Source organism: Nostoc sp. JL33, assembly GCF_017114985.1.
Classification (GTDB): domain Bacteria; phylum Cyanobacteriota; class Cyanobacteriia; order Cyanobacteriales; family Nostocaceae; genus Nostoc.
Genome location: NZ_JABXKP010000036.1, coordinates 21317 through 39832 on the forward strand (window position 1 = coordinate 21317; position 18516 = coordinate 39832).

Below are 18516 nucleotides of genomic sequence, written 5' to 3' on the forward strand. Positions count from 1 at the left end.
CAAGCAGATTAATCCGTTTCCTACAAACTCCGAAAGTACAGATTAGACGTTACAGCAGCAAAATATCGGTATAAAAATTCTAGAGTTTTAATCTTAATTATCTCGTAATCCTGGGAAGCATTTATCAATGAGTTCGTTGACTCTGGGATCATTGGCTATCTCTTTATCCCAATTATAAAAAGTTTCTTCGCCCTTTTCTTTAAGGTTCCTCTTGAGGTATTTTATAAGTTTTTGAGGTGTTAAATCATCTAAAAAATCATCTAAACTCTCTGTGTGATAAGCCTCAAATTCTTCAGATATACACGAGATTATACATGAGTAATCTAGGTTGAATTCAATATTTACGGTAATTCGTTTAATGTTATCGTTATAATTGTAGACTTTTGGAAGTTTCATAAACGTTAATTAGGTAGGCGAGCGCTTACCTTTGTGATCAGTCGAATTTTTCAGTATTTCAAAAAGTGTTGGTGACAACACATCTAGTTCTATAGGTTGACCAGTGTAGATGACATCTAGAAAGTCTTGAGGGTGAAAGATTCCGTGAGGAATACCATTTCCTTTAAGCCACATCTTAGCTCGGTAATCGATGCGCTCTCCACTTGGTAAATCAATCCATAAATGCGGCTCAATGTGTTGATGATGTTGAGTCAAAACCCCAATCATCGGGTGATGTTCAATGCCGTGATTAGTTAGTACAGTGTGACAGATGCGGGTCATGCCATCGCACTCTGTTTGAGAAGAATCATAGGGGTCAAGGAGTTGTTTAATTATTTCCCTTTGTGTCACTTTATTACTCCTCAATTAATTCCAACCCAGTCTCTCTAGCCACCCGTTGAGCTACAGATTCTCTAAAGGGGCGAGGATTAGCTTGCAACCACTGAGAAAATTCATGTATTAAAATCTCGTTATAACTATCAAGATGTTCCTCTAACCAATCTGCTTGTAATTCAAAACCAAGGTCTTGAAGGGTGATGATAACGCAGGCATAATTGAACATATTGCACAAGCTGCTAGCCCTAACCTCAGCCAATGCTTCCATTAAAAGCGGGGGGCGATGCCTATTGTCTACGCTGCTTTCCATTTCAATATCACCTACTCTTCGGACACGGCTAAGTTTTGCTCTTGCATGATTGGCGTCATCAAATGGAATACCTTCGTTAGCCCCTGGCGCAATGATTCTTGAGAGAAGTTATACCCACGTTCAACAGCCATAGTTATGATTGCAGCGTTATCTTTCGCACCCATTGCTTCCATCAGTCGCTCTAACAACACTTTATCTTGGAGGGCTGCTGCAAAAAACTCCATAACTTGTAGTTCGCTTTGAGCAGCATTTAGTGACTCATTCATTTTTAGACTCCTCTTGCCGAACCTCTACCACAATAACATCAAACCCTTCCCACTCCTGGACAGTAAACCCTGCCTCGGTTTCTTCTGGATACCGCCGTGCCATTTCTTGCCATGCAGCTTCTTCGTTGATTGCCCAGATGTAATGACCCTGGCGTTCTCTAAGGTCATCGCGCCCAGTGCAGTCATGAGCATAGAGGGCATTACGGGTGCAGCGATATTCGCGCATATTTTTTAAAAACTTGACGTTGCACCTGCTATTTTAAAACGTTACTGGATATTCAAACTTTGATTTCCAGCCATCATTACGTCCAGTTCCTGAAAGTGTTTGTGCTGTATTGTACATGGACTGCAAAAAATAGTGCCGTTTTTCTTCCGTGTTACCCGTTTGTTGAATAAGCGTTTCGCGTAGTGGATGGTTGCTGGTAATCAAAAATTCGTTGCGATTGTGCAGGCGTTCTAAATATTTGGTGTCAGGGAGCCTATCAAATTTTCCCCCTTCGCCTCGGTTACACTCTGTAGATGACAGCACCAAATTCCATACACCATCAATGCTTGGTATAAATTCGTTCAAAGAGTGAGGAAAGAAATGGTCTACATCAGTTAGGTTTTTGGAACCTGCCTCAATCGAAATATCTGCAAATGAGTAAAAGCACTTACCTTTTTGATAGCCGTTGAGGGCATTCCGGCATGAGGTAATATCTACCCTCCGCTTGCCTTCGCCAAAAGTAAATAGCAACTGTTGGGCTGAGTCGTAGTTTATAGTTAGGAGATTGCGTGAAATATCTAAATCCCAAGCAGTTTCTACAAGTTGCCACCTTGCATCTACTTCCGGCAATAAGTTATGAAATTGCTCAGTTTCTAATAACTTAAATAATTCATCCTTAACAATAATCTCTTTGCGCTTCCTGGGCTTGTTGTAAAAGCTTATGGGTACTTGTCCAGATCCAACATTGTGGAACGCACCCAACACCACATCAAATCCTTTATTCTTCGTTATCTCAAGCAATTCGTCTTTTGCGATCGCACCCGCCTTAAACTGTCGGCACGCTTCAATAAAAGGATACGGGCGGTCAGTTTTTTGATGTTGCGTATCACACTTTTGTATGTGTTCAACTACATAACGTGAATACGGTTCTGCTAACTCTTCCAAGGTGATAGTAGTTTTACCCTGCGGTGCTAATTCTAACAATGACTTTGCCAGTGTAAATTTATAACACGCAACGTTTTTACCAAACAATATAATCGCCCGCCAGTAATCCTCTAGCTTCGGGTCAATTGCCAAAAACTTTGATTCGCTCATTGTATTTTTAAATACTCATTACCTTCGGCTAAAGCCTAGCTTTTGAGTATCTGAAAATACATCAGTTGCATTACGATTATCAGTATTAGTCAGCTAATATTTGCTGTAGAATATGCGGGTTATAACTGCACGAGCATCATGACTCATCGGTATCCATTCAGCACAATTCACCCAGCCGCATATTACGGACAGCGTGTAGCGGTTTACTTCAACCTGCATTACCACGTCTTTTCACTCAAGGAAAGGGGAAAAAGCGGGTTACTACTTAGTCATGCTGGGGTCTGTCAATTAACCGATGCCGTGTTTGAGGTTAAGCGCAAGGGACGAGAACGTGCGATCGCTCAAGGTCGCAAAAATGTTCACGCCTATGTTGTGGGTATTTTGCAGTCGTTAGGGTGGGAGCAGCTGAGTGATAACGCAGTGCGATCGCTCATAGAATTAGGCTACCAACAGGTGACATATAACTTGCATCCCGGCCACCCACTGTTTTATTGCAAAGATGTAATGCCTTATACACCAATAACTACTGCTAAAGCGGTTATTTTAAACGATAAAATTGCTCTAGCTCTAGTTGAGTAAATCAGTAAGAATTTGTGGCAGATGGCAAACGACCTATACAGTTATGTGAATAATGACGAAAAATCTCGCCTACTACATCAATAAGTTTGCCAATCTCAGGGTATCCCGTTCAAGTGGGGTTGCACCGAATAAACCCATTTTGCTGCTGTCAATTATCGAGCTGATAAGCCAGGGGGAGATAAGGCGAAATCAAGTTCCTTTATCTGCTGAACTCATTGCTACATTTCTCAAACTGTGGAGCCACTTAGAAGCAGTACGCAAACCAGATATTGGACTGCCGTTTTACCACCTCACCAGTGACGGTTTCTGGCATTTTGAGATGAAATTGGGGTTTGAATCATTGATTGCTGCCAAAATAAAAATCAGGACTCCTACCACGATTAGGCAAACTGTAGAGTATGCTTACCTTGATGTTGAACTGTGGTCACTGCTGCAAAATTCTGAATCTAGAAGTGTTTTAACCCATGTATTGATTAATTCCTGGTTTAGCGATCGCACCCAAGATATTGAACAACTGCTGCAAGTCAATGCCTTTGCTGAATTACAAGACCAGTTGCAACGCTCCGGCGGTAAAGTCTACAAACCAGAAGAACTAGAAGATGAGCAAGCTGTAATTGTGCGAGATGGTGCGTTCCGTAAAATCGTTGTTTCAACTTACAACCAACGCTGCGCGTTCTGCGGGTTACAGATACTTGATTCACTTAGTCAGAACATCGTTGATGGCTCACACATCAAACCTTTCTCCCAGTTCTACGATGACCGTATCAATAATGGACTTTCACTGTGCAAAAATCATCACTGGGCTTTTGACCGCTTTTGGTTTACTATCAATGACGATTACACCATTATTGTTGCTGACAACCTGCGGGAAGATTCACCCAACGCCAAGACGATGCGAGAATTTAGGGGCGATCGCATTATCTTACCCAGTCAGCAGCAGTATTATCCTAGACTTGATTCTCTACAGTGGCATCGTCAGGAGTTTTTGCGGCGGGCAGCATAAATTTGATATTTAAATTAGTGTGACTTGTATTACCATAAAGCGGGATATAATTTACATTTGTAATCAAAGCGAGTATGTAACATGCAAAATGATTCGACTATCGAAACAGAATTAGGATACTTTCAACGCAACAGCTTAATTGAAAAATTAGTACAACGTTTTGCAAAAATTAATGGCTGGGAAATTGAAGAGAATACAGATATTTTTAATTCAGAAAATCATCGAATTCATCTTTTCAGAACAATGGCAGAAGCGGCTGTTGAAGAAATGGAAAATGTAATCAACGTTGATGTTAATGAAGAAATAGAGAGTTAATATAGGACTAGTATTTTATTTTTGAAATGCACGTAGTGCATTAGACGTAGACTTAGGTTGGGTGGATCGGAGCGCAACCCAACATGGGTTTTTAATTTTCAAGCTGGGTACTTAAATTTAAATTATCAATTTGCACAATTTTTATTATTTCTGTAAATCAATCATCTAATTATTAAAGATATTGTAATGAATATACTTTAGCTAATATATAATTTTACTAAGCATATATTTTTTAATTAAAAGCGCAATTTGTATATCTTGGTGCTGAAAGTAAAACATGAGCAAAAAACCTAGAGGTTGGTTTAATGAAATTGTTATTCGTCCCGTTGTTCATGTAGACGGTTACGAAAGCTATGAGAAGATGTGCGGTCATGTTGCAGACTTTTATTACTCTTCGGAGGAACAAAAGCTACTGCGCCAATTAAGGACTAATCCCGCAGAATCAATGAACATCACCCTATACACCTTGTTTAAAGTCGGTCAAGCTAAATGTCCGGCATATTGGGTGAACAAAGATTTACTCGAAGCATTGTTGCAATCGGTTTTAACCGTTGAAATTCACAGTTTAAACTGGCCTTTATATCAACTTTTTATAACTTTACAAGTATTACTTACAAAGTAACTCTTAAAAGGTTATAATATAACCAAGATTGGTTATTAAAAGTAATTTTGGTGGAATATGTCTTAATGCGAGTCACTTTCAGTAAAGAGTTTACAGATTTAGGTAAGCGGATAAAAAAATATAGACAAGCATCAAACAAGTCTCTTGCGGAACTAGCAGCTGAAGCTGGAATCAGCGTTCCTCACTGGAATCGAATTGAAAACGAGAAAGTTCAAGAATTGCCATTTGATACATTGCAAGGAATTGAAAAAGCTTTAGGTAGTGATTTGGGGGTACACTTTGATGATTGACTTATCAACTATTAATCTTTTAAGTTTGCCCTCTCTTGCGCTTGAACAGTGTCGTCAATTACCAGATTATTCAGGTATCTATTTTGTTTTATCTGCAAGCGATGACATTCTTTATATTGGTTGCTCAATCAACTTACAAGAGCGATGGATAGTACATCATCGATACCAGCAGTTTCAGGAAATAGGTAATATCAGAATCTCCTGGTTGCAAGTTATAGATGCAAGCCAATTGAACGTGCTTGAGCAAGAGTTGATTAGTTATTTTAATCCTCTCTTGAATAAGCGTCGTATTTTAAAAGATGGTAAAACAAGTCAGCATAAATGGAATGATGCTAATCAAGAATCTATAAAAAAAGCGCAGTCAGCTTACAATAAAAAGCGTCCTATTTGGTCATTTCGTCCTGCGCCTGTAATCCTGGAATGGCTAGAACAAGGGCGATTGAAAGATAAGAATGGCAATTTAGAAAGTAATGGAATGCTTCTAAATCGTCAACTCAAAAAGCTTATGGAACTAGAAAGCAAATTAAGTCAATGACGAAAGAATTTAAACCTGAGAAAATTTCGGATATCGAGGTAGGTGATATAGTTCTTTTGCAATGGGATGGTTATGAAGGAGTTCCAAAATATTTATCTAACACTTGGGCAGAAGTTGTTGAGGTCAAACGAACTAGGGTTATTGTAAAGCCAACCACGATAGTTGGAACCCAATCTGTTAGGTTTCAACAAATTGCTAAAGTTTGCAAAAAGGTAGAAAAACAATGAAACTGCAACGTATCGAGGCAGGTGAATATCTTACTCCTGATGGTAGGTTTTATGTCCGAAATACCTATTACTCTAACGGTATACCTGGACGGAGTAACACAAGTTCCGGGTGGTTGATTGAAGATAGAAGTGGGGCAACTCCGTTTCAAGTAAGCAGCAGTCAAAAAACTAAGCTGCGGCGGGTGGATACGCTGCAACAAGCCAGGGAAATTATCGCTGTGGTTATGGAGTGCGATCGCAAAGAGAAAATATTACGTGATGCCGGATGGCAGAAGGAAGAAAACTGTCAACCTCCGGGTTTGTGTTGGCTGTCTCCTCACACTGATAGATTGTTAACACAAACTGAAGCATTGCTGGAATTGAGTTTGATGTTATGAGCAATAATCCTATGACTAATGAAGAGAAAGCATCTCTAGAAACTGCCATCAAAATTTATGTAGAGATGGGTGTGCTAAATCGAGTTTCACAATCAACAAAAACATTTTTAGCTCGTGTTCCAGGTATAGATACTCGGAGGCTACAAACTCTCATTAAAAACCAAAGTCAAGAAATTGCAGCAATGGCTGGGGCTAAAGATGTGATTTATAAAACTGGTGACTACCTTCCCTCTGGTCGTGGTGCTTTCGGTCTTAAGGGTGGTGGTGAACGTGCGGTAAATATTTCACCATCAATTGAGTTTATTTTTTAATAAAAAAATATGAACACCACAGAACTAAAACCAGGGGATAAAATCGGAGTATTTTTCTATGATGACAAGCGTGGCACTAAAGCCGTAATTGAAGAAGTTGATAAAGTATCACCAACTGGTATAGTTACTCTCAAATCAGGCACTCGCTACACTTCTAAAGGTACAGAAATCGGCGCTCTTGGCGACCCGACTTATTTATGTACCACAGAAAAAGCTCAAGCTGTCATAGAGAAGGCCGAACAACGTAAACAACAAAAAGAAGAAGAATATAAGGCATACATAGCATCACCTGAAGGTAGATGTGATAAAGCTGCGGCATCAGCAGTAAATGCTGCGATTAAAGTACTCAATCAATATGGCTGGTATGCTGATATTGATGGTCACATGGAGAACTGATTGAACACTATGAACAAGAAAAGGGTGAACTTTCCCCTCAACTAACTCCTCATGGTAAAAAGCCTTGGTATGCAAAATTTGATGAAAAAGGACAAGTTGCAGGGTTGCAAGAAATATTGCCTTTGTCTAGTGAAGAATAGTTTGGCGCAGATTCAATAAGATTGATAAGTGAAATATGTACTATGAATATCATCTAAGGTTTAATTAATAAAAAACAATACAGATATGACTACTCATGCTTAAAAATAAGGTTATAGAATTGGCTGAAAAATGGGGGTATATTCTGGTTTACTCAGACTATTCGAGGAAAGCTCGGAGTAATCTTTGGATGCTAAAAGTACCAACGACTGTTTTTAAAAATCGTCCTGAGTTAATCAGAACTTTAAAAGTCTTAGAAGACGAGGATTTAGAACAACTTCTAGATAAAACTAGAAAATATTTTGCAGGCAGTGAATCTCCCATAAAAGTAATCTTTCGTGATAACAAATACTCTGGCATTGAAAATGACAAAGAACTATTTACCATTGAATAATACTAAAAAGTTTGGCTGATGTACTACGGATACCGTTGTTATACCAAAGAAGATAAGCCTTTGGGTTGGCTATACACATTTAGCTGTAATACTGAATATGCTTGGACTAACAAAGATTTACATTTGTGCAAGCGCTGGAAGACTGAACGGGGTGCAAAAAAACATTTTGAACATTACAATAGTCGCTGGTACTTCAAGACTCAAGGAGGCTATCTGAAAATTGAAGTTATGCCAGAGTTTTCTGAATCCAAGTCGTCTGCTAAGTCTAATCAGCAGCGATGGAATGAAGCCAATCGTGATGTACTTTACCAAGCTCAAGAAAATTACAACCAGAAGCGTCCTATAATGTCATTTCGTCCGAAAACTGAACTGTTGGAATGGCTGGATGAGGAACGCGAAACTGATGACAATGGTGAACCTGAAACTGATGCTTCACTCCTAAATAGAAAGTTAGAAAAACTAAAGAATTTAGAGCAACAGGGATTTTAAGACAGTGAAAGCAGAAGAATTAAAAATTTTAATTATTAGTATTCTTCAAGAAAAGCCTAGATTTTTTGACCATGTTTGTACTAAAGATATCAAAGCTCTGCTATTAGAACATTATAATATTTCTGTAACTGATAAAATGATTATTAAAGTGATGATGCAAGTAGTAGAAGAGGGGGTAAGTAAATTTGGTGGGGATGGTTACGAGTGTGGGGATGGTAGTACACTAACATGGGCTGATGAACACGCAGTAGCTGGGTCAAAATTGACAGGAGTTCATAAGTATTGGTGGTTTAATATTTAGTTAACTTTAATTAAATTAATATTAAATAAAGAATGTAACAATGAATAATCTAGACTGTCTATTGACAATATTAAAAGAACAAGCAGACTTGATTGATAAACTTAACACACGTTCTGACTTTCAATACAAAAGTACACAAAGGCTAGTTTTGGATTATGGTAAACCTTTTATAACTCAGGTTAAATCACCATTTAAAGGCAAACCAAAATCATGCTTTGAGAACTGCTTGAAAGCACTAATAAATTTTCCACAACTAAATTACTGTGAGGGATTTGCTATTAGTGATAATGTTGATATAGTTGTATCCCATGCTTGGCTTGTCAATAATGATGGAGAATTAATTGACCCAACATGGATAGGTAAGAATTTTAATGGCAGTACTTATTTTGGTGTCATATTCAACAATGATTTTGTGGTGGAAATAGCCAAAAAGACTAAATGCTATGGAATCCTAGACAACGATTTCATGAATGAACACCAACTTAAACGAGAAGGGTTTCCACCTCATGCACTACTCGCTGAGGTGATAGACGTTCTTTGATATGCGATGCCTACGGCGGACGGGTACGCCATCGCGTATGCCATAATATTCAGTACTCTAGTAATATTGCAGTGACGAAGATATGCTAGCAGGTGCAGCACTACGTAAAACAGGTTCTAGTTGGGAATTTGCATCAGAAGCAGCATTAGAAGATTTTGTTTGGGATAACCTACAGCAGTTATCAGGCTTAATACCTTTAAAACGACAGTATGCTGTTAAAGGCGAAATCTGCGATATCTTAGCACTTAACGACACGAGACAATTAGTAATTTTAGAACTCAAAAATACTCAAGATAGATATGTTGTCCAGCAATTAACTCGCTACTACGATAACTTACTAGACGAAAAACCATTTCAAGAGCAAATTGATTACAGTCAGCCTGTCCGGTTAATTGCAATCGCACCCTCATTTCACAAACATAATCTGATTGACCGCAAACACACAAAGTTGATAGTCGATTTTTTGCAGGTTACTGTTGCCCAGATTAATCAAAACTTTCACTTACAACTGCAAGATACTGAGACTAATCAAACTTGGTCAATTCCGATTCCCTATCAGGAACTTGACATTAGCACTATATCAAGCAATATTCCAGAACCACCGCAATTACTTTTAGATTGGCTTGGTGCTTGCACTGGAGAGGAACAACAAGCAATTCTCAAACTTAGAGAGAAAGTTCTTGGCTTTGATGGGCGAATCAAAGAAGAAATTGAAGGTAGAAATACTATTAGATATGGCAGAGGTAAAGCTAAACCAGTAGCCGAACTATGCTATCAAAGAAAGATTAATAAACCAGTCATCTTTCTATGGCTGCCAACTCCAAGCTCATTATTATTTACACAAAGAAGACAAGTGATTGGCAGAATGAGGCTGTGGATGGATGGCTCTGTTGTAACCTATGCTGGTCATGTACCAGAGGGGTTTGGTCGGATGAGATTACAATCTGAATGGGATGCGATGCCACAAGAAAAAAGACCTAGAAATTTGTATTGGAGCCTTTCTTATAAATCATTTTCTCCTGTGGGAATTAACACTTATAAGGAGTTAATTCCAAATCCTGATTCCCTAGAATCACTAGCAGATTTCTCACTTGGAAAGTGGTTGGCAAGAATCTAAATTTGGATAGGCTTTGCTTTTTGCGTAGCTTGCCGCCGTAGGCATCGCCCCACCTAATTCAAGCGAGGATGCTCCCGCGATCGCATACAAAAAAGCCCAGTCATCTCATAACTGGGCTTTCATTATCTCAATCAATCATTGTCGGTAGAGAAGTTTCACACTATGCAGCAGGAAGTTCGAGATTAACCTTGACAACTTTGTTCTTTTCTTGCTCAGTTTTTGGCAGTGTCAGATTCAAGATGCCATCTTTATAATCTGCGGTGACATTGGTATTTTGAACCCTAGCAGATAGAGGAATTACACGTTGGAATTTACCATAGTAGAATTCACTCTTGGTAGTACCCTTATCTTGGGTTTTAGTTTCAGACTTGCGCTCACCGCTAATGTGAACAGCGTCTTCGGTGACTTGAATATCTAAGTCTTTAGCGTCTAGTCCTGGCAGTTCTAGCTTCAAATGAATCGCATCATCAGTTTCTTGTAGTTCAGCAGCCGGAACTTTGATAAAGCCTTTTTCCAACCGTGAAGATGGTACTCTGGTATCTCCAAGTAAGCCGTTGATGTGACGTTCTAAAGTGTTCAATTCTTGCCAGGGGTTGTAACGACGAACTAGCATATTAATTTATCCCTTGTACCAGTAGTAGTTTTTTGCTCAATTAATTGAGGATTTAAATCCTTGCTTTGATTACCATATTATTGAGAACTAATAAGCTTTTAATTCGGTTATTATCACCAAATAATTGATGATTACCGCACCAATTTAGGCAGTAAAAAAGATTACGGTTTACTCTAAGTTTGCGGTTCGGTAAACCATAATAATAACTATTAATACCAATAATAATCAACTAATAAATCTGCTGTTCAAGCGGATTTGCTTTGACGCTAAACTTTACTTTCTTCTACCCAAACGGTTGCCCCCAGCGCTCCCAGTTTTCTTTATTAAATGGACTGCGCCACTTCAAAATCAGACTCAACTCCAATTCTTGCCGGGGTTTTCTTTCAACCGGAGCATCCCACCAAAACGCCGCATTGACCGCAGTCTGAATCCCATAGCGATAATGCAAATCCTGATAGCTTGCTATGTAATCTTTGCAGGCGTGAATCCCTTTCCAGCGCTTGTTACTTCTGCAAGTTTCCCCCACATACAAAATCAGTCCAGCCGCAGAGTCAACGATGAAGTACAGACACGCATCGCCGGGGCTATCTGCTGGCATTCTCCAAAAAGAGAGCGATCGCACCTGTAACTGCAACGGATCAATCCGGTCTGGGTCGCAGTGGTTGGGTGCAAGGTCGAATAACGCAGTCTGCTCAGGCGGCTTGCTCTCCCTTACCCGTTGCTGATAGTCCAAAATTTGCGCTTTCCACCGCACCAAAGCATCCTGGCTCATCACCAGCGCCTCTGCTCTACGTGCTGGTGTGGGCGTTACAGATGGGAATAGGTTTAGCTGATTGGGTTCCAAGGGTATTACGGGGAGTTTGCCAACCAGTAGATTATCCCCCAGAACTGAATCGAGTAAACCTGTTAACGAGTTTAGGGGAGCGATGTCTACTTTAAGGGGCTGCACCTACGGCCTCATTCTTAGAGGATAAACGGCAGAGCAATGCCTATAGCGGACGGGTACGCCATCGCACCCATTTATGAGAACGCTATTTGCCCTATGCTAAAGCGAAAAGTAAAAACAACAGTTATGAAATTTGCACAAAATCTTACCCCCCGCCAAGGCTTACTGAAAGCCCTGACTCTAGCAATCCTTGTATTGGCATCCGTAATGCCCCTAACTGTTCTAGCCAATGAAAGCGAAAAAGCGACATTCAACAGCACAATCACGCTCCAAACCATACTAAAGAGCAGTCATCGCTCCGTTGCAAATCGTGACCGAGACAAGTACCGCCACCCAGCCCAGACTTTACAATTCTTCGGTCTGCGCCCAAATATGACTGTGGTTGAATTGTGGCCAGGAGGCGGCTGGTATACTGAGATATTAGCCCCATTTCTAGCGGCAAAGGGACAACTCATAGTTACTAATTTGCCTGACGCGAGTAAACCCGCTTTGGCTTTCCAAGAGAAACTAGCAGCTAATCCAGAGGTTTTTGGTAAGGTCAAAGTAGCCCAAATCAATCCCCCAAACGAAATCACCCTAGCCCCAGACAATTCTGTAGACCTGGTTGTTACCTTTCGTAATATTCACAACTGGGTCAAAGCTGGCTATGCCGAGCAGGTTTATGCTGCGGCTTACAAAGCACTCAAGCCAGGGGGCATCTTGGGAGTGGAAGAACACCGCGCCCTTAAGGGGACTTCTTTAGAAGAGAGTATTAAAACGGGCTATATGTCAGAAAATGGGGTAATTGCGGCTGTGGAGAAAGCCGGCTTCAAATTGGTGGGCAAATCAGAGATTAACGCCAACCCAAAAGATACCAAGGACTATCCGGGCGGAGTTTGGACATTACCTCCAACCTTGAGCCAAGGTCAAAAGGACAGGCAACGCTTTCTCACTATTGGGGAGAGCGATCGCATGACAATACGGTTCGTCAAGCCAAACTGATGATTGTTGAGGACGTAATTCAACAGGTGCGTTGGTGCAGCGATCGCCCTACACCATCGCTACTGCTCATCCTAAGCAGAAAAAGCTGCCAACAGTTCTACTATTTTCGCCTTGAGTGTTGAAATTGTCTCTTCTAAAGTTTCACTTGGTTCTGTATCTACTAGATGGGCATCACCTGCATCAGCACTTGACCATAGATAGCTAGGTTGCCCTATCGTTAAACATCCTTGCCACTTGTCTTCATAAGTATCGAGTGTAATAAAAAACCGCCGTGGCATTAGTTCTTGGGGGTTAACAACTAATTGTCCCCAAACAGAGAAGCCGAAATACTCATCATTTTTTTCATTATTGTATTCCCAGTCAGTCAAGTTGGGAAAAGCAGCTTTAACTTGCTCTAAAACTTGTTGTATTTCCGGTTCTGTTAATAGCATCGTCCTCATCAAGAAGAATTTATTTTTTAGCTTTCGCTCTACGAATAAAGCCGATTATTTCTTCTAAACTAACCCCTTCTTTCTGCATAGATTGAACCAGTGCGATCGCACCCAACGGCACACTTCCAATACTGCGCCCCTTCCACTCACCATCTATCTTCTCTTCCCAGTTAAAGCCCCAGCGCCAATGAGTAGGATTATCGGGGTATCTGTGGCCGATTACACGGGGGTAAGAAGCGATCGCTCCATCCTTTAGCTTTTTATTCTCAATATATCTATACAGACATCCCTTGCGCTGTCTGCCTTTGGGCTTTTGCACAAAATAAGGTTGCGGCTGACTTTCCTCTAAGAAATTTTCGGGTATTACCTCATACCACCCTTTTTTGAGAGTGAGATGCTTTTTCTCCCTACCCTCACCAGCTGCTACGCTAATAGTTTCGTCATTGATCCCTGTTACTGTGGCCTCATACCCTATCCACTGACTGAGGTTTTGGGTACGAGTTTTGGTGATGCGAATGCGTTGACCTATGGTCGGTCGTAGACCTTCGCCAACCCGTAATTGCTGTGTACGCTCCATATCTGGATAGAAAACGCAGACATCCTTAACTTGAGGCTGATTTTCCTCTATCGCTTTTAGCGTCTCCCCTTGGGAGAAGAATTTGGTTACTAATGCCTGGGGTGCGATCGCTAACTCACTAATAACTTGCTCGTCTCGTTCCCAGAAATAGCACTTAATTTCACCGTTCCACTCAACAGTAAAACAAGTTTGCCAAACCTCAGTTATTTTGCCAACGTTTAAGGAAGAATTGCATATATAAAGGTCTAATTTCAAGTCTGGCTGTTTAAATTTTGGCAAGATTGGCGAGATAGCAGACTCGCTTAATTGCGATCGCAGCTTGGAGGGGACAGACTGATCGGGCGTAGAGGTCGTTACAATCTCGCCGTTTGTTGAGGTGGTGGCGAACTCCGGGATAAATGGGAGCTGCACTGATATTGTCTCGCCAGTATCCATTAACGGCCATTCCGCCCAACCAACTGGGAAGCCCATCATCCACCCCGGTACTGCTGGGTTTAATTTGTCGCCTTTGGTGATAAATGGCCTCAATTTCTGCTCCAATCTGGTCGCTCCAGCTGGTCTGCATCCCGTTGAGCCTTTCGCATAGGTTGTTGGTGTAGGCAACGATGAAGAGTCGATTTCTTTGGTGCGGCGCTCCAATTTCCGCTGCCGATATGAGCTGCGGATCATCCCACTGATAACCGACCATTCGGAGTCCGCCAAGAATTGCTCGTAATCCTTGATAGATAAGTCCTTCAGGATTTTCAATGATGATGAAACTGGGGCGGCCATCGGCGATGCATCGCAAGGACTCAAACCAGAGTTTTGATTCTGGGTGGTCAAGTCCTGTTCCATTACCTGCACCACTGGTTCCAGTACAAGGAAATCCAATTGTATAGAGGTTGAACTCTCCAGCCTGGGGGTAATAGTCTTTGATGTCGCTGTGGATGGAGATATTAGGGAATCTGTAGCTAAGGACGAGTTTCGCGTCGCTGTTGTTTTCGATGAAGAGTTCAGTTTTGATGAGGTCGGTTGCTCTGGCAGCTTCAATTCCGAGTTCAAAGCCTCCGATTCCTGCAAAGAAACTGGCGTGTTTAAGTTGCACGATGCGATTTCCCTTTCCTCTAAGAATTTCATATCTAATAGCCAAGATTCATCACAATGGACTTTTCGTTTGTTATCCCATTGAATGGTGTAGGGCTTTTTGCCACCGTTTCTGATTTTTACCAGGGTGCAAATAAGGCTTTTATCCTGCCTGGACTGAAAGCGATCGCCTACGGAGAAGCGAGCTACGCCCACAGCCCATATTTTTAAATCGGAAATTTCACTCATCTTTTCTACCCTATTTCAATAGATTTTTGAACTGAGTAAACTGTGCATCAAACAGCAGTTTTGTTGTTCCTGTTGGCCCACCCCTATTTTTAGAAACAATTATTTCTGCAATACCTCTATCAACCGTATCGGGGTGGTAATATTCATCCCGGTAAAGGAGCAGTATTAAATCTGAATCTTCCTCAATTCGTCCTGATTCGCGCAAATCTGACATCATAGGACGCTTGATAGTGCGGCTCTCTACACCACGATTTAGCTGCGATAACATGACAATAGTTGTGTTGCACTCGCGTGCTAATTGCTTTAACTGTCTGGTGATTTTTCCGATTTGAAAAGCGAGGTTGTAGCTATCACCATCCGTCCCTTCCATTAATTGCAAATAATCAATACCAACCATCCCAATGCGACCGTGTTCTGCAACAATTCGCTTAACTTTTGAACGAATTGAATTAACAGTTATCACGGGTGAATCGTCAATATAAAGGGACAACTCGCTTAACCTACCGATTGATTGCGCCAAAGGCTCCCACTGGTGTTTAGTAATCTTGCCCTGTTGCAAATAGCTTGAATCAATTCTTGCATCTTGGGATAAAAATCTATCTCCCCATTCTTCTTTGGTCATTTCAAGACTAAAAATAAGAGTTGGTAGCAATTCATTCTCGGAGATATTAAAGGCTAAATTGCCCAAAAATGATGATTTTCCCATTGCCGGACGACCAGCAATTGTTATGAGCTTTCCCGGTTTAAATCCTCCTATCATTGCATCTAGGTCGTAAAATCCAGTTTTAACCCCAGATGGTGATATACCCATACTTTTTTCTTCAATGCTGGAGTAGGCATTTACCAAGATTTCATTGAGTAGGGTTGGAACAGAAGTTGATGCGATCGCGCTGTTATTTATCTCTAAGATTTTTGATTCAGCCGTCTCTAATTGTTTGACAATTTCCTCGTTTTGGTCGTGTGCCAAATGATAAATCTCACTTGCTGCCTTAGCTAGTTGGCGACGGTAATATTTTTCCATCACCAACTCGGCTAAGGCATCAATGTTCACAGCTGACACTGTGCGGTCTACAAGGGTTGCTAACTTATTTCTCCCACCAATGCGAAATAGAAAATCATGGTCAGTAAGCCAACTCGTAACAGAAAGTAAGTCTGTAGGTTTACTCTGACTATGAAGACGTAGCGCTGCTTGATAAATATCTTTGTGAGCGCTGATGTAAAAGGCTTCGGGAATAAGGGTTTCTCTTACCCTACCTATTGCATCTGGATCTAGCAAAATACCACCTAAAATGGCCTCTTCTGCTTCAATATTTTGGGGAGGCAGCTTGTTAGTATCATCAAAATTTAGATTCTCAGACATTAATTTACTCTGCTTTTACACTTGTTTTCTGTAGGTATCGGGTTGCTTGCTAAAAATTCGCGCACGTCCTCGCGGGCAGTTTTCGCCCAATTGAGCCAGCTGCTGTAAAAGTCATCTTTTAGAAACTGTTCGAGCCTCGCGCTGTCGCCCGATTGAATAGTCCCGGAAACTACATTTTGTAGCTGTTGATACCACATTTGATGCTGCGGTTCACTGTAAGCTGCAAAATTATACTTTTGGTTTTTGTCACGGGTTTTGAACCACTCGGCTGATAACTCCTCCCAGTTCTTCTCGATCCACTTTTGGGGCAACTGCACTGGTGGATTTTTGAGTTCTCCTGCTCTGGTTTCACCAAATTTTAAAAATTCCTCTCTCTCCCTGTCTGAGAGAGTATTTTTAAAGTCTGAATAAGTCTGAAGAGTATGAGGGATTGCAGAATCTTTATCTGGTGCGGGTTCTGGCTGGTGATTTTCTGGAATCTCAGAATCTATTCTGGAATCTCGGAATTTATTCTGATTTTCCATAACGCATTCTGGAATCTCAGAATCCATTCTGGAATCCCGTAATGCTTCTGGATTATCAGAAAGGCTATCTTCTTGAGAATGCCATTTCAGGACTATCTCAGCTTCCTCAATGCTTACCAGTTCTGCATCTTTGAGCTTACCAATCGCCTCATAAACACTGCTTTCGGGGATGTCCCACTCAATAGATAGTTCTAAGGGCTTGATACGAAGTGGGCGATCGCACCAGGGATTTTTTAGCTTGAGAATGAAGTACACAAACGTTGCATTATTAAGAATCCCCGCATCCCGCAACTTCTTGAGTTCTCCTGCTTTCAGGGCATAGTAACGATCAACAGATGCCGAGAGTTCATAACAGCTGTGAACTTCTTGCCAATGCTTCTCGGTTTGCGCCATTTTTTCATTAGAGTTAGTCCCGTTCCTATTGACTGGTGCTATTACCTCTAAAATTTCATTCTTAATTGATTCTCCCTTTGTCACATTCCAAGCCGCTTGCAACTTAGAGCAAGGATGACAACCCTTTTTTAGGGCGGCGTAATGGCTCTTAATACGAGATAATTGCTGATTTTTGTTAACGTCTTTAGTCTGACCAACATAAGAACATCCAGTTTGATCACAGTAAATTCTGTAAATCACCCCAATTTGATGCCCGTAGACTGCGATCGCATCACTCAACGTCATTCGGTAATGCTGCTCTGTCATAGCTGCACCTCAATAGACGCAGCCGCTTGCATAAAATCCTGGATTGTCATACTATGCCAATAGGTTTGATGGCCTTGATTAGCGAAAGCTTCTCAAGGCTGTTTTGTTGTAAAATGAAAATCTGACTAACCAGACAAACTGCTCTTGTAAGCAGCTGATTAGTTTGCTATAGTACAAATAATAGTATATAAATTGTATTTTTGCAACAACAAATATGGCAAATCATCAGCAAGTACTAATAGATGCCGTAAACAAGGCTATTGAAGAGGGCATGACTGCCAGACAAATTGCTACTGCTGCTGGCATTGATAACAGTGTACTTAGCCGCTTTATGAACGGCAAGCAAGATATTAAAGCGGGTGACTACTTCTCAATTCTTAATGTCTTACCTGAAGATTGCCGAGTTCCCGCGTTCGGAAGACTAGGTATTTTTGAAATGAGCCTAGCGCAATTAATTCAGACTGCATCCCCAAAAGAGAAAGCAGAGATGCTGCACGCGATCGCCGCTTGGGTATTACAACCAGGGGCTATGTCAGGTAATCATACGGATACTAGTGACCTGCAAGTAGCAGTATGATGACCGAAGTATTTATTTTTTTATATACACTTAGGCGCTTATTGTGGTAGATCAAGGTGAGGATAATTTTTTAGAAAAATTAATGGAAAATAGCGATAGCTTGGATGCTGAGGGAAAAGCCAAATTAATTAAGCATCTGCTGGGCGAACCTGGCTTACAACTGGAGTTTAGACTAAAGGCGAGCGATCGGAAAATAACACCTAGAGAATTGTGAG

General features: G+C 41.0%; 32 protein-coding genes. 19 read left to right on the forward strand and 13 right to left on the reverse strand.

The genetic code is table 11. From position 1 onward, the window contains the following. Positions 1-93: 93 nt before the first annotated feature. The 6 genes from HWQ23_RS08535 to HWQ23_RS08560 are packed head-to-tail and all read right to left on the reverse strand — an operon-like array spanning position 94 to position 2647. Positions 94-396, reverse strand: coding sequence for a hypothetical protein (locus HWQ23_RS08535; RefSeq protein WP_292826379.1), 303 nt, complete (start codon positions 394-396; stop codon positions 94-96). 9 nt (positions 397-405) lie between these two features. Then, positions 406-786, reverse strand: coding sequence for a hypothetical protein (locus HWQ23_RS08540; RefSeq protein WP_292826382.1), 381 nt, complete (start codon positions 784-786; stop codon positions 406-408). 4 nt (positions 787-790) lie between these two features. Then, a complete protein-coding gene (locus HWQ23_RS08545; RefSeq protein ID WP_292826385.1) occupies positions 791-1081 on the reverse strand; it encodes a hypothetical protein in 291 nt (96 codons plus the stop codon). A gap of 11 nt (positions 1082-1092) precedes the next feature. Further along, positions 1093-1347, reverse strand: a complete 255-nt coding sequence (locus HWQ23_RS08550) for a Nif11-like leader peptide family natural product precursor (RefSeq protein WP_292826388.1) — start codon at positions 1345-1347, stop codon at positions 1093-1095. Beyond that, complete coding sequence (locus HWQ23_RS08555) at positions 1340-1573, reverse strand: hypothetical protein (RefSeq protein WP_292826390.1); 234 nt, start codon at positions 1571-1573, stop codon at positions 1340-1342. Before HWQ23_RS08555 ends, HWQ23_RS08550 begins: the two co-directional genes overlap by 8 nt. A 33-nt stretch (positions 1574-1606) precedes the next feature. Then, positions 1607-2647 carry an HNH endonuclease domain-containing protein gene (locus HWQ23_RS08560; protein ID WP_292826393.1) on the reverse strand — a complete coding sequence of 347 codons (1041 nt, stop codon included), beginning with the start codon at positions 2645-2647 and terminating at the stop codon, positions 1607-1609. A 138-nt stretch (positions 2648-2785) separates the two neighbouring features. Between HWQ23_RS08560 and HWQ23_RS08565 the strand changes: the two genes are divergently transcribed. The 15 genes from HWQ23_RS08565 (at position 2786) to HWQ23_RS08635 (ending at position 10282) form a co-directional block, all read left to right on the forward strand. Further along, positions 2786-3226: a hypothetical protein gene (locus HWQ23_RS08565; protein ID WP_292826396.1), complete on the forward strand. Its 441-nt coding sequence runs from the start codon at positions 2786-2788 to the stop codon at positions 3224-3226. Positions 3227-3278: 52 nt separating this feature from the next. Continuing rightward, positions 3279-4229: an HNH endonuclease gene (locus tag HWQ23_RS08570; protein ID WP_292826399.1), complete on the forward strand. Its 951-nt coding sequence runs from the start codon at positions 3279-3281 to the stop codon at positions 4227-4229. Between the two features lie 81 nt (positions 4230-4310). Then, on the forward strand, positions 4311-4544 hold the full coding sequence (locus HWQ23_RS08575) for a hypothetical protein (protein WP_292826402.1): 234 nt from the start codon (positions 4311-4313) through the stop codon (positions 4542-4544). A gap of 277 nt (positions 4545-4821) precedes the next feature. Continuing rightward, on the forward strand, positions 4822-5166 hold the full coding sequence (locus HWQ23_RS08580) for a hypothetical protein (RefSeq protein WP_292826405.1): 345 nt from the start codon (positions 4822-4824) through the stop codon (positions 5164-5166). 50 nt (positions 5167-5216) lie between these two features. Next, entirely contained in the window at positions 5217-5456 is a 240-nt protein-coding gene (locus HWQ23_RS08585; RefSeq protein WP_292826408.1) for a helix-turn-helix domain-containing protein, read from the forward strand. Beyond that, positions 5449-5991 carry a GIY-YIG nuclease family protein gene (locus tag HWQ23_RS08590; RefSeq protein ID WP_292826412.1) on the forward strand — a complete coding sequence of 181 codons (543 nt, stop codon included), beginning with the start codon at positions 5449-5451 and terminating at the stop codon, positions 5989-5991. Before HWQ23_RS08585 ends, HWQ23_RS08590 begins: the two co-directional genes overlap by 8 nt. Continuing rightward, positions 5988-6218 carry a hypothetical protein gene (locus HWQ23_RS08595; protein WP_292826415.1) on the forward strand — a complete coding sequence of 77 codons (231 nt, stop codon included), beginning with the start codon at positions 5988-5990 and terminating at the stop codon, positions 6216-6218. The genes HWQ23_RS08590 and HWQ23_RS08595 overlap by 4 nt, the downstream gene beginning before the upstream one ends. Continuing rightward, the gene (locus HWQ23_RS08600) at positions 6215-6595 is read left to right on the forward strand and encodes a hypothetical protein (RefSeq protein WP_292826417.1); all 381 of its coding nucleotides are present in this window, start codon (positions 6215-6217) and stop codon (positions 6593-6595) included. Before HWQ23_RS08595 ends, HWQ23_RS08600 begins: the two co-directional genes overlap by 4 nt. 11 nt (positions 6596-6606) lie before the next feature. Beyond that, on the forward strand, positions 6607-6906 hold the full coding sequence (locus HWQ23_RS08605) for a hypothetical protein (protein ID WP_292826419.1): 300 nt from the start codon (positions 6607-6609) through the stop codon (positions 6904-6906). Between the two features lie 9 nt (positions 6907-6915). Beyond that, positions 6916-7302, forward strand: coding sequence for a hypothetical protein (locus HWQ23_RS08610; protein ID WP_292826422.1), 387 nt, complete (start codon positions 6916-6918; stop codon positions 7300-7302). Between the two features lie 235 nt (positions 7303-7537). Next, complete coding sequence (locus tag HWQ23_RS08615; protein WP_292826425.1) at positions 7538-7834, forward strand: hypothetical protein; 297 nt, start codon at positions 7538-7540, stop codon at positions 7832-7834. An 18-nt stretch (positions 7835-7852) separates the two neighbouring features. Then, entirely contained in the window at positions 7853-8323 is a 471-nt protein-coding gene (locus HWQ23_RS08620) for a hypothetical protein (protein ID WP_292826428.1), read from the forward strand. 4 nt (positions 8324-8327) lie between these two features. Then, a complete protein-coding gene (locus HWQ23_RS08625) occupies positions 8328-8624 on the forward strand; it encodes a hypothetical protein (RefSeq protein WP_292826431.1) in 297 nt (98 codons plus the stop codon). 40 nt (positions 8625-8664) lie between these two features. Next, positions 8665-9165, forward strand: a complete 501-nt coding sequence (locus HWQ23_RS08630) for a hypothetical protein (RefSeq protein ID WP_292826434.1) — start codon at positions 8665-8667, stop codon at positions 9163-9165. An 82-nt stretch (positions 9166-9247) separates the two neighbouring features. Beyond that, the gene (locus HWQ23_RS08635) at positions 9248-10282 is read left to right on the forward strand and encodes an endonuclease NucS domain-containing protein (protein ID WP_292826437.1); all 1035 of its coding nucleotides are present in this window, start codon (positions 9248-9250) and stop codon (positions 10280-10282) included. A gap of 160 nt (positions 10283-10442) precedes the next feature. Here HWQ23_RS08635 and HWQ23_RS08640 read toward each other — a convergent pair whose 3' ends face one another. Both HWQ23_RS08640 and HWQ23_RS08645 read right to left on the reverse strand, forming a co-directional pair. After that, the gene (locus HWQ23_RS08640; RefSeq protein WP_292826440.1) at positions 10443-10895 is read right to left on the reverse strand and encodes an Hsp20/alpha crystallin family protein; all 453 of its coding nucleotides are present in this window, start codon (positions 10893-10895) and stop codon (positions 10443-10445) included. Between the two features lie 283 nt (positions 10896-11178). Then, the gene (locus HWQ23_RS08645; protein WP_365740800.1) at positions 11179-11844 is read right to left on the reverse strand and encodes a GIY-YIG nuclease family protein; all 666 of its coding nucleotides are present in this window, start codon (positions 11842-11844) and stop codon (positions 11179-11181) included. 123 nt (positions 11845-11967) lie between these two features. Here HWQ23_RS08645 and HWQ23_RS08650 point away from each other — a divergent pair, with 123 nt between their 5' ends. After that, the gene (locus HWQ23_RS08650; RefSeq protein WP_292826443.1) at positions 11968-12822 is read left to right on the forward strand and encodes a class I SAM-dependent methyltransferase; all 855 of its coding nucleotides are present in this window, start codon (positions 11968-11970) and stop codon (positions 12820-12822) included. 71 nt (positions 12823-12893) lie between these two features. Here the strand turns inward: HWQ23_RS08650 and HWQ23_RS08655 are convergent, their stop codons facing one another. The 3 genes from HWQ23_RS08655 to HWQ23_RS08665 are packed head-to-tail and all read right to left on the reverse strand — an operon-like array spanning position 12894 to position 14959. Next, positions 12894-13253, reverse strand: coding sequence for a hypothetical protein (locus HWQ23_RS08655; protein WP_292826446.1), 360 nt, complete (start codon positions 13251-13253; stop codon positions 12894-12896). A 19-nt stretch (positions 13254-13272) separates the two neighbouring features. Next, the gene (locus tag HWQ23_RS08660) at positions 13273-14109 is read right to left on the reverse strand and encodes a hypothetical protein (RefSeq protein ID WP_292826449.1); all 837 of its coding nucleotides are present in this window, start codon (positions 14107-14109) and stop codon (positions 13273-13275) included. Then, the gene (locus tag HWQ23_RS08665) at positions 14096-14959 is read right to left on the reverse strand and encodes a DNA cytosine methyltransferase (RefSeq protein WP_292826452.1); all 864 of its coding nucleotides are present in this window, start codon (positions 14957-14959) and stop codon (positions 14096-14098) included. Before HWQ23_RS08665 ends, HWQ23_RS08660 begins: the two co-directional genes overlap by 14 nt. 11 nt (positions 14960-14970) lie before the next feature. On the opposite strand from HWQ23_RS08665, the gene HWQ23_RS08670 reads away from it, so the two are divergent. Further along, positions 14971-15123, forward strand: a complete 153-nt coding sequence (locus HWQ23_RS08670) for a hypothetical protein (protein ID WP_292826455.1) — start codon at positions 14971-14973, stop codon at positions 15121-15123. Between the two features lie 28 nt (positions 15124-15151). Here HWQ23_RS08670 and dnaB read toward each other — a convergent pair whose 3' ends face one another. Next, positions 15152-16501: a replicative DNA helicase gene (dnaB, locus tag HWQ23_RS08675; RefSeq protein WP_292826458.1), complete on the reverse strand. Its 1350-nt coding sequence runs from the start codon at positions 16499-16501 to the stop codon at positions 15152-15154. Then, on the reverse strand, positions 16501-17724 hold the full coding sequence (locus HWQ23_RS08680; RefSeq protein ID WP_292826460.1) for a GIY-YIG nuclease family protein: 1224 nt from the start codon (positions 17722-17724) through the stop codon (positions 16501-16503). Before HWQ23_RS08680 ends, dnaB begins: the two co-directional genes overlap by 1 nt. 214 nt (positions 17725-17938) lie before the next feature. Between HWQ23_RS08680 and HWQ23_RS08685 the strand changes: the two genes are divergently transcribed. Further along, positions 17939-18301: a helix-turn-helix domain-containing protein gene (locus tag HWQ23_RS08685; RefSeq protein ID WP_292826462.1), complete on the forward strand. Its 363-nt coding sequence runs from the start codon at positions 17939-17941 to the stop codon at positions 18299-18301. A 43-nt stretch (positions 18302-18344) separates the two neighbouring features. Next, entirely contained in the window at positions 18345-18515 is a 171-nt protein-coding gene (locus HWQ23_RS08690; protein WP_292826464.1) for a hypothetical protein, read from the forward strand. Position 18516: the final 1 nt, after the last annotated feature.

What these genes read in the sequence shown, in the direction of transcription:
- HWQ23_RS08550 (WP_292826388.1), bottom strand. Translation starts at nt 1,347, where the DNA reads ATGAATGAGTCACTAAATGCTGCTCAAAGCGAACTACAAGTTATGGAG.
- HWQ23_RS08635 (WP_292826437.1), top strand. Translation starts at nt 9,248, where the DNA reads ATGCTAGCAGGTGCAGCACTACGTAAAACAGGTTCTAGTTGGGAATTT.
- dnaB (WP_292826458.1), bottom strand. Translation starts at nt 16,501, where the DNA reads ATGTCTGAGAATCTAAATTTTGATGATACTAACAAGCTGCCTCCCCAA.
- HWQ23_RS08605 (WP_292826419.1), top strand. Translation starts at nt 6,607, where the DNA reads ATGACTAATGAAGAGAAAGCATCTCTAGAAACTGCCATCAAAATTTAT.
- HWQ23_RS08570 (WP_292826399.1), top strand. Translation starts at nt 3,279, where the DNA reads ATGACGAAAAATCTCGCCTACTACATCAATAAGTTTGCCAATCTCAGG.
- HWQ23_RS08620 (WP_292826428.1), top strand. Translation starts at nt 7,853, where the DNA reads ATGTACTACGGATACCGTTGTTATACCAAAGAAGATAAGCCTTTGGGT.
- HWQ23_RS08595 (WP_292826415.1), top strand. Translation starts at nt 5,988, where the DNA reads ATGACGAAAGAATTTAAACCTGAGAAAATTTCGGATATCGAGGTAGGT.
- HWQ23_RS08685 (WP_292826462.1), top strand. Translation starts at nt 17,939, where the DNA reads ATGGCAAATCATCAGCAAGTACTAATAGATGCCGTAAACAAGGCTATT.
- HWQ23_RS08545 (WP_292826385.1), bottom strand. Translation starts at nt 1,081, where the DNA reads ATGGAAAGCAGCGTAGACAATAGGCATCGCCCCCCGCTTTTAATGGAA.
- HWQ23_RS08560 (WP_292826393.1), bottom strand. Translation starts at nt 2,647, where the DNA reads ATGAGCGAATCAAAGTTTTTGGCAATTGACCCGAAGCTAGAGGATTAC.
- HWQ23_RS08655 (WP_292826446.1), bottom strand. Translation starts at nt 13,253, where the DNA reads ATGCTATTAACAGAACCGGAAATACAACAAGTTTTAGAGCAAGTTAAA.
- HWQ23_RS08575 (WP_292826402.1), top strand. Translation starts at nt 4,311, where the DNA reads ATGCAAAATGATTCGACTATCGAAACAGAATTAGGATACTTTCAACGC.
- HWQ23_RS08580 (WP_292826405.1), top strand. Translation starts at nt 4,822, where the DNA reads ATGAGCAAAAAACCTAGAGGTTGGTTTAATGAAATTGTTATTCGTCCC.
- HWQ23_RS08630 (WP_292826434.1), top strand. Translation starts at nt 8,665, where the DNA reads ATGAATAATCTAGACTGTCTATTGACAATATTAAAAGAACAAGCAGAC.
- HWQ23_RS08650 (WP_292826443.1), top strand. Translation starts at nt 11,968, where the DNA reads ATGAAATTTGCACAAAATCTTACCCCCCGCCAAGGCTTACTGAAAGCC.
- HWQ23_RS08555 (WP_292826390.1), bottom strand. Translation starts at nt 1,573, where the DNA reads ATGCGCGAATATCGCTGCACCCGTAATGCCCTCTATGCTCATGACTGC.
- HWQ23_RS08565 (WP_292826396.1), top strand. Translation starts at nt 2,786, where the DNA reads ATGACTCATCGGTATCCATTCAGCACAATTCACCCAGCCGCATATTAC.
- HWQ23_RS08610 (WP_292826422.1), top strand. Translation starts at nt 6,916, where the DNA reads ATGAACACCACAGAACTAAAACCAGGGGATAAAATCGGAGTATTTTTC.
- HWQ23_RS08600 (WP_292826417.1), top strand. Translation starts at nt 6,215, where the DNA reads ATGAAACTGCAACGTATCGAGGCAGGTGAATATCTTACTCCTGATGGT.
- HWQ23_RS08590 (WP_292826412.1), top strand. Translation starts at nt 5,449, where the DNA reads ATGATTGACTTATCAACTATTAATCTTTTAAGTTTGCCCTCTCTTGCG.
- HWQ23_RS08670 (WP_292826455.1), top strand. Translation starts at nt 14,971, where the DNA reads ATGGACTTTTCGTTTGTTATCCCATTGAATGGTGTAGGGCTTTTTGCC.
- HWQ23_RS08640 (WP_292826440.1), bottom strand. Translation starts at nt 10,895, where the DNA reads ATGCTAGTTCGTCGTTACAACCCCTGGCAAGAATTGAACACTTTAGAA.
- HWQ23_RS08535 (WP_292826379.1), bottom strand. Translation starts at nt 396, where the DNA reads ATGAAACTTCCAAAAGTCTACAATTATAACGATAACATTAAACGAATT.
- HWQ23_RS08680 (WP_292826460.1), bottom strand. Translation starts at nt 17,724, where the DNA reads ATGACAGAGCAGCATTACCGAATGACGTTGAGTGATGCGATCGCAGTC.
- HWQ23_RS08615 (WP_292826425.1), top strand. Translation starts at nt 7,538, where the DNA reads ATGCTTAAAAATAAGGTTATAGAATTGGCTGAAAAATGGGGGTATATT.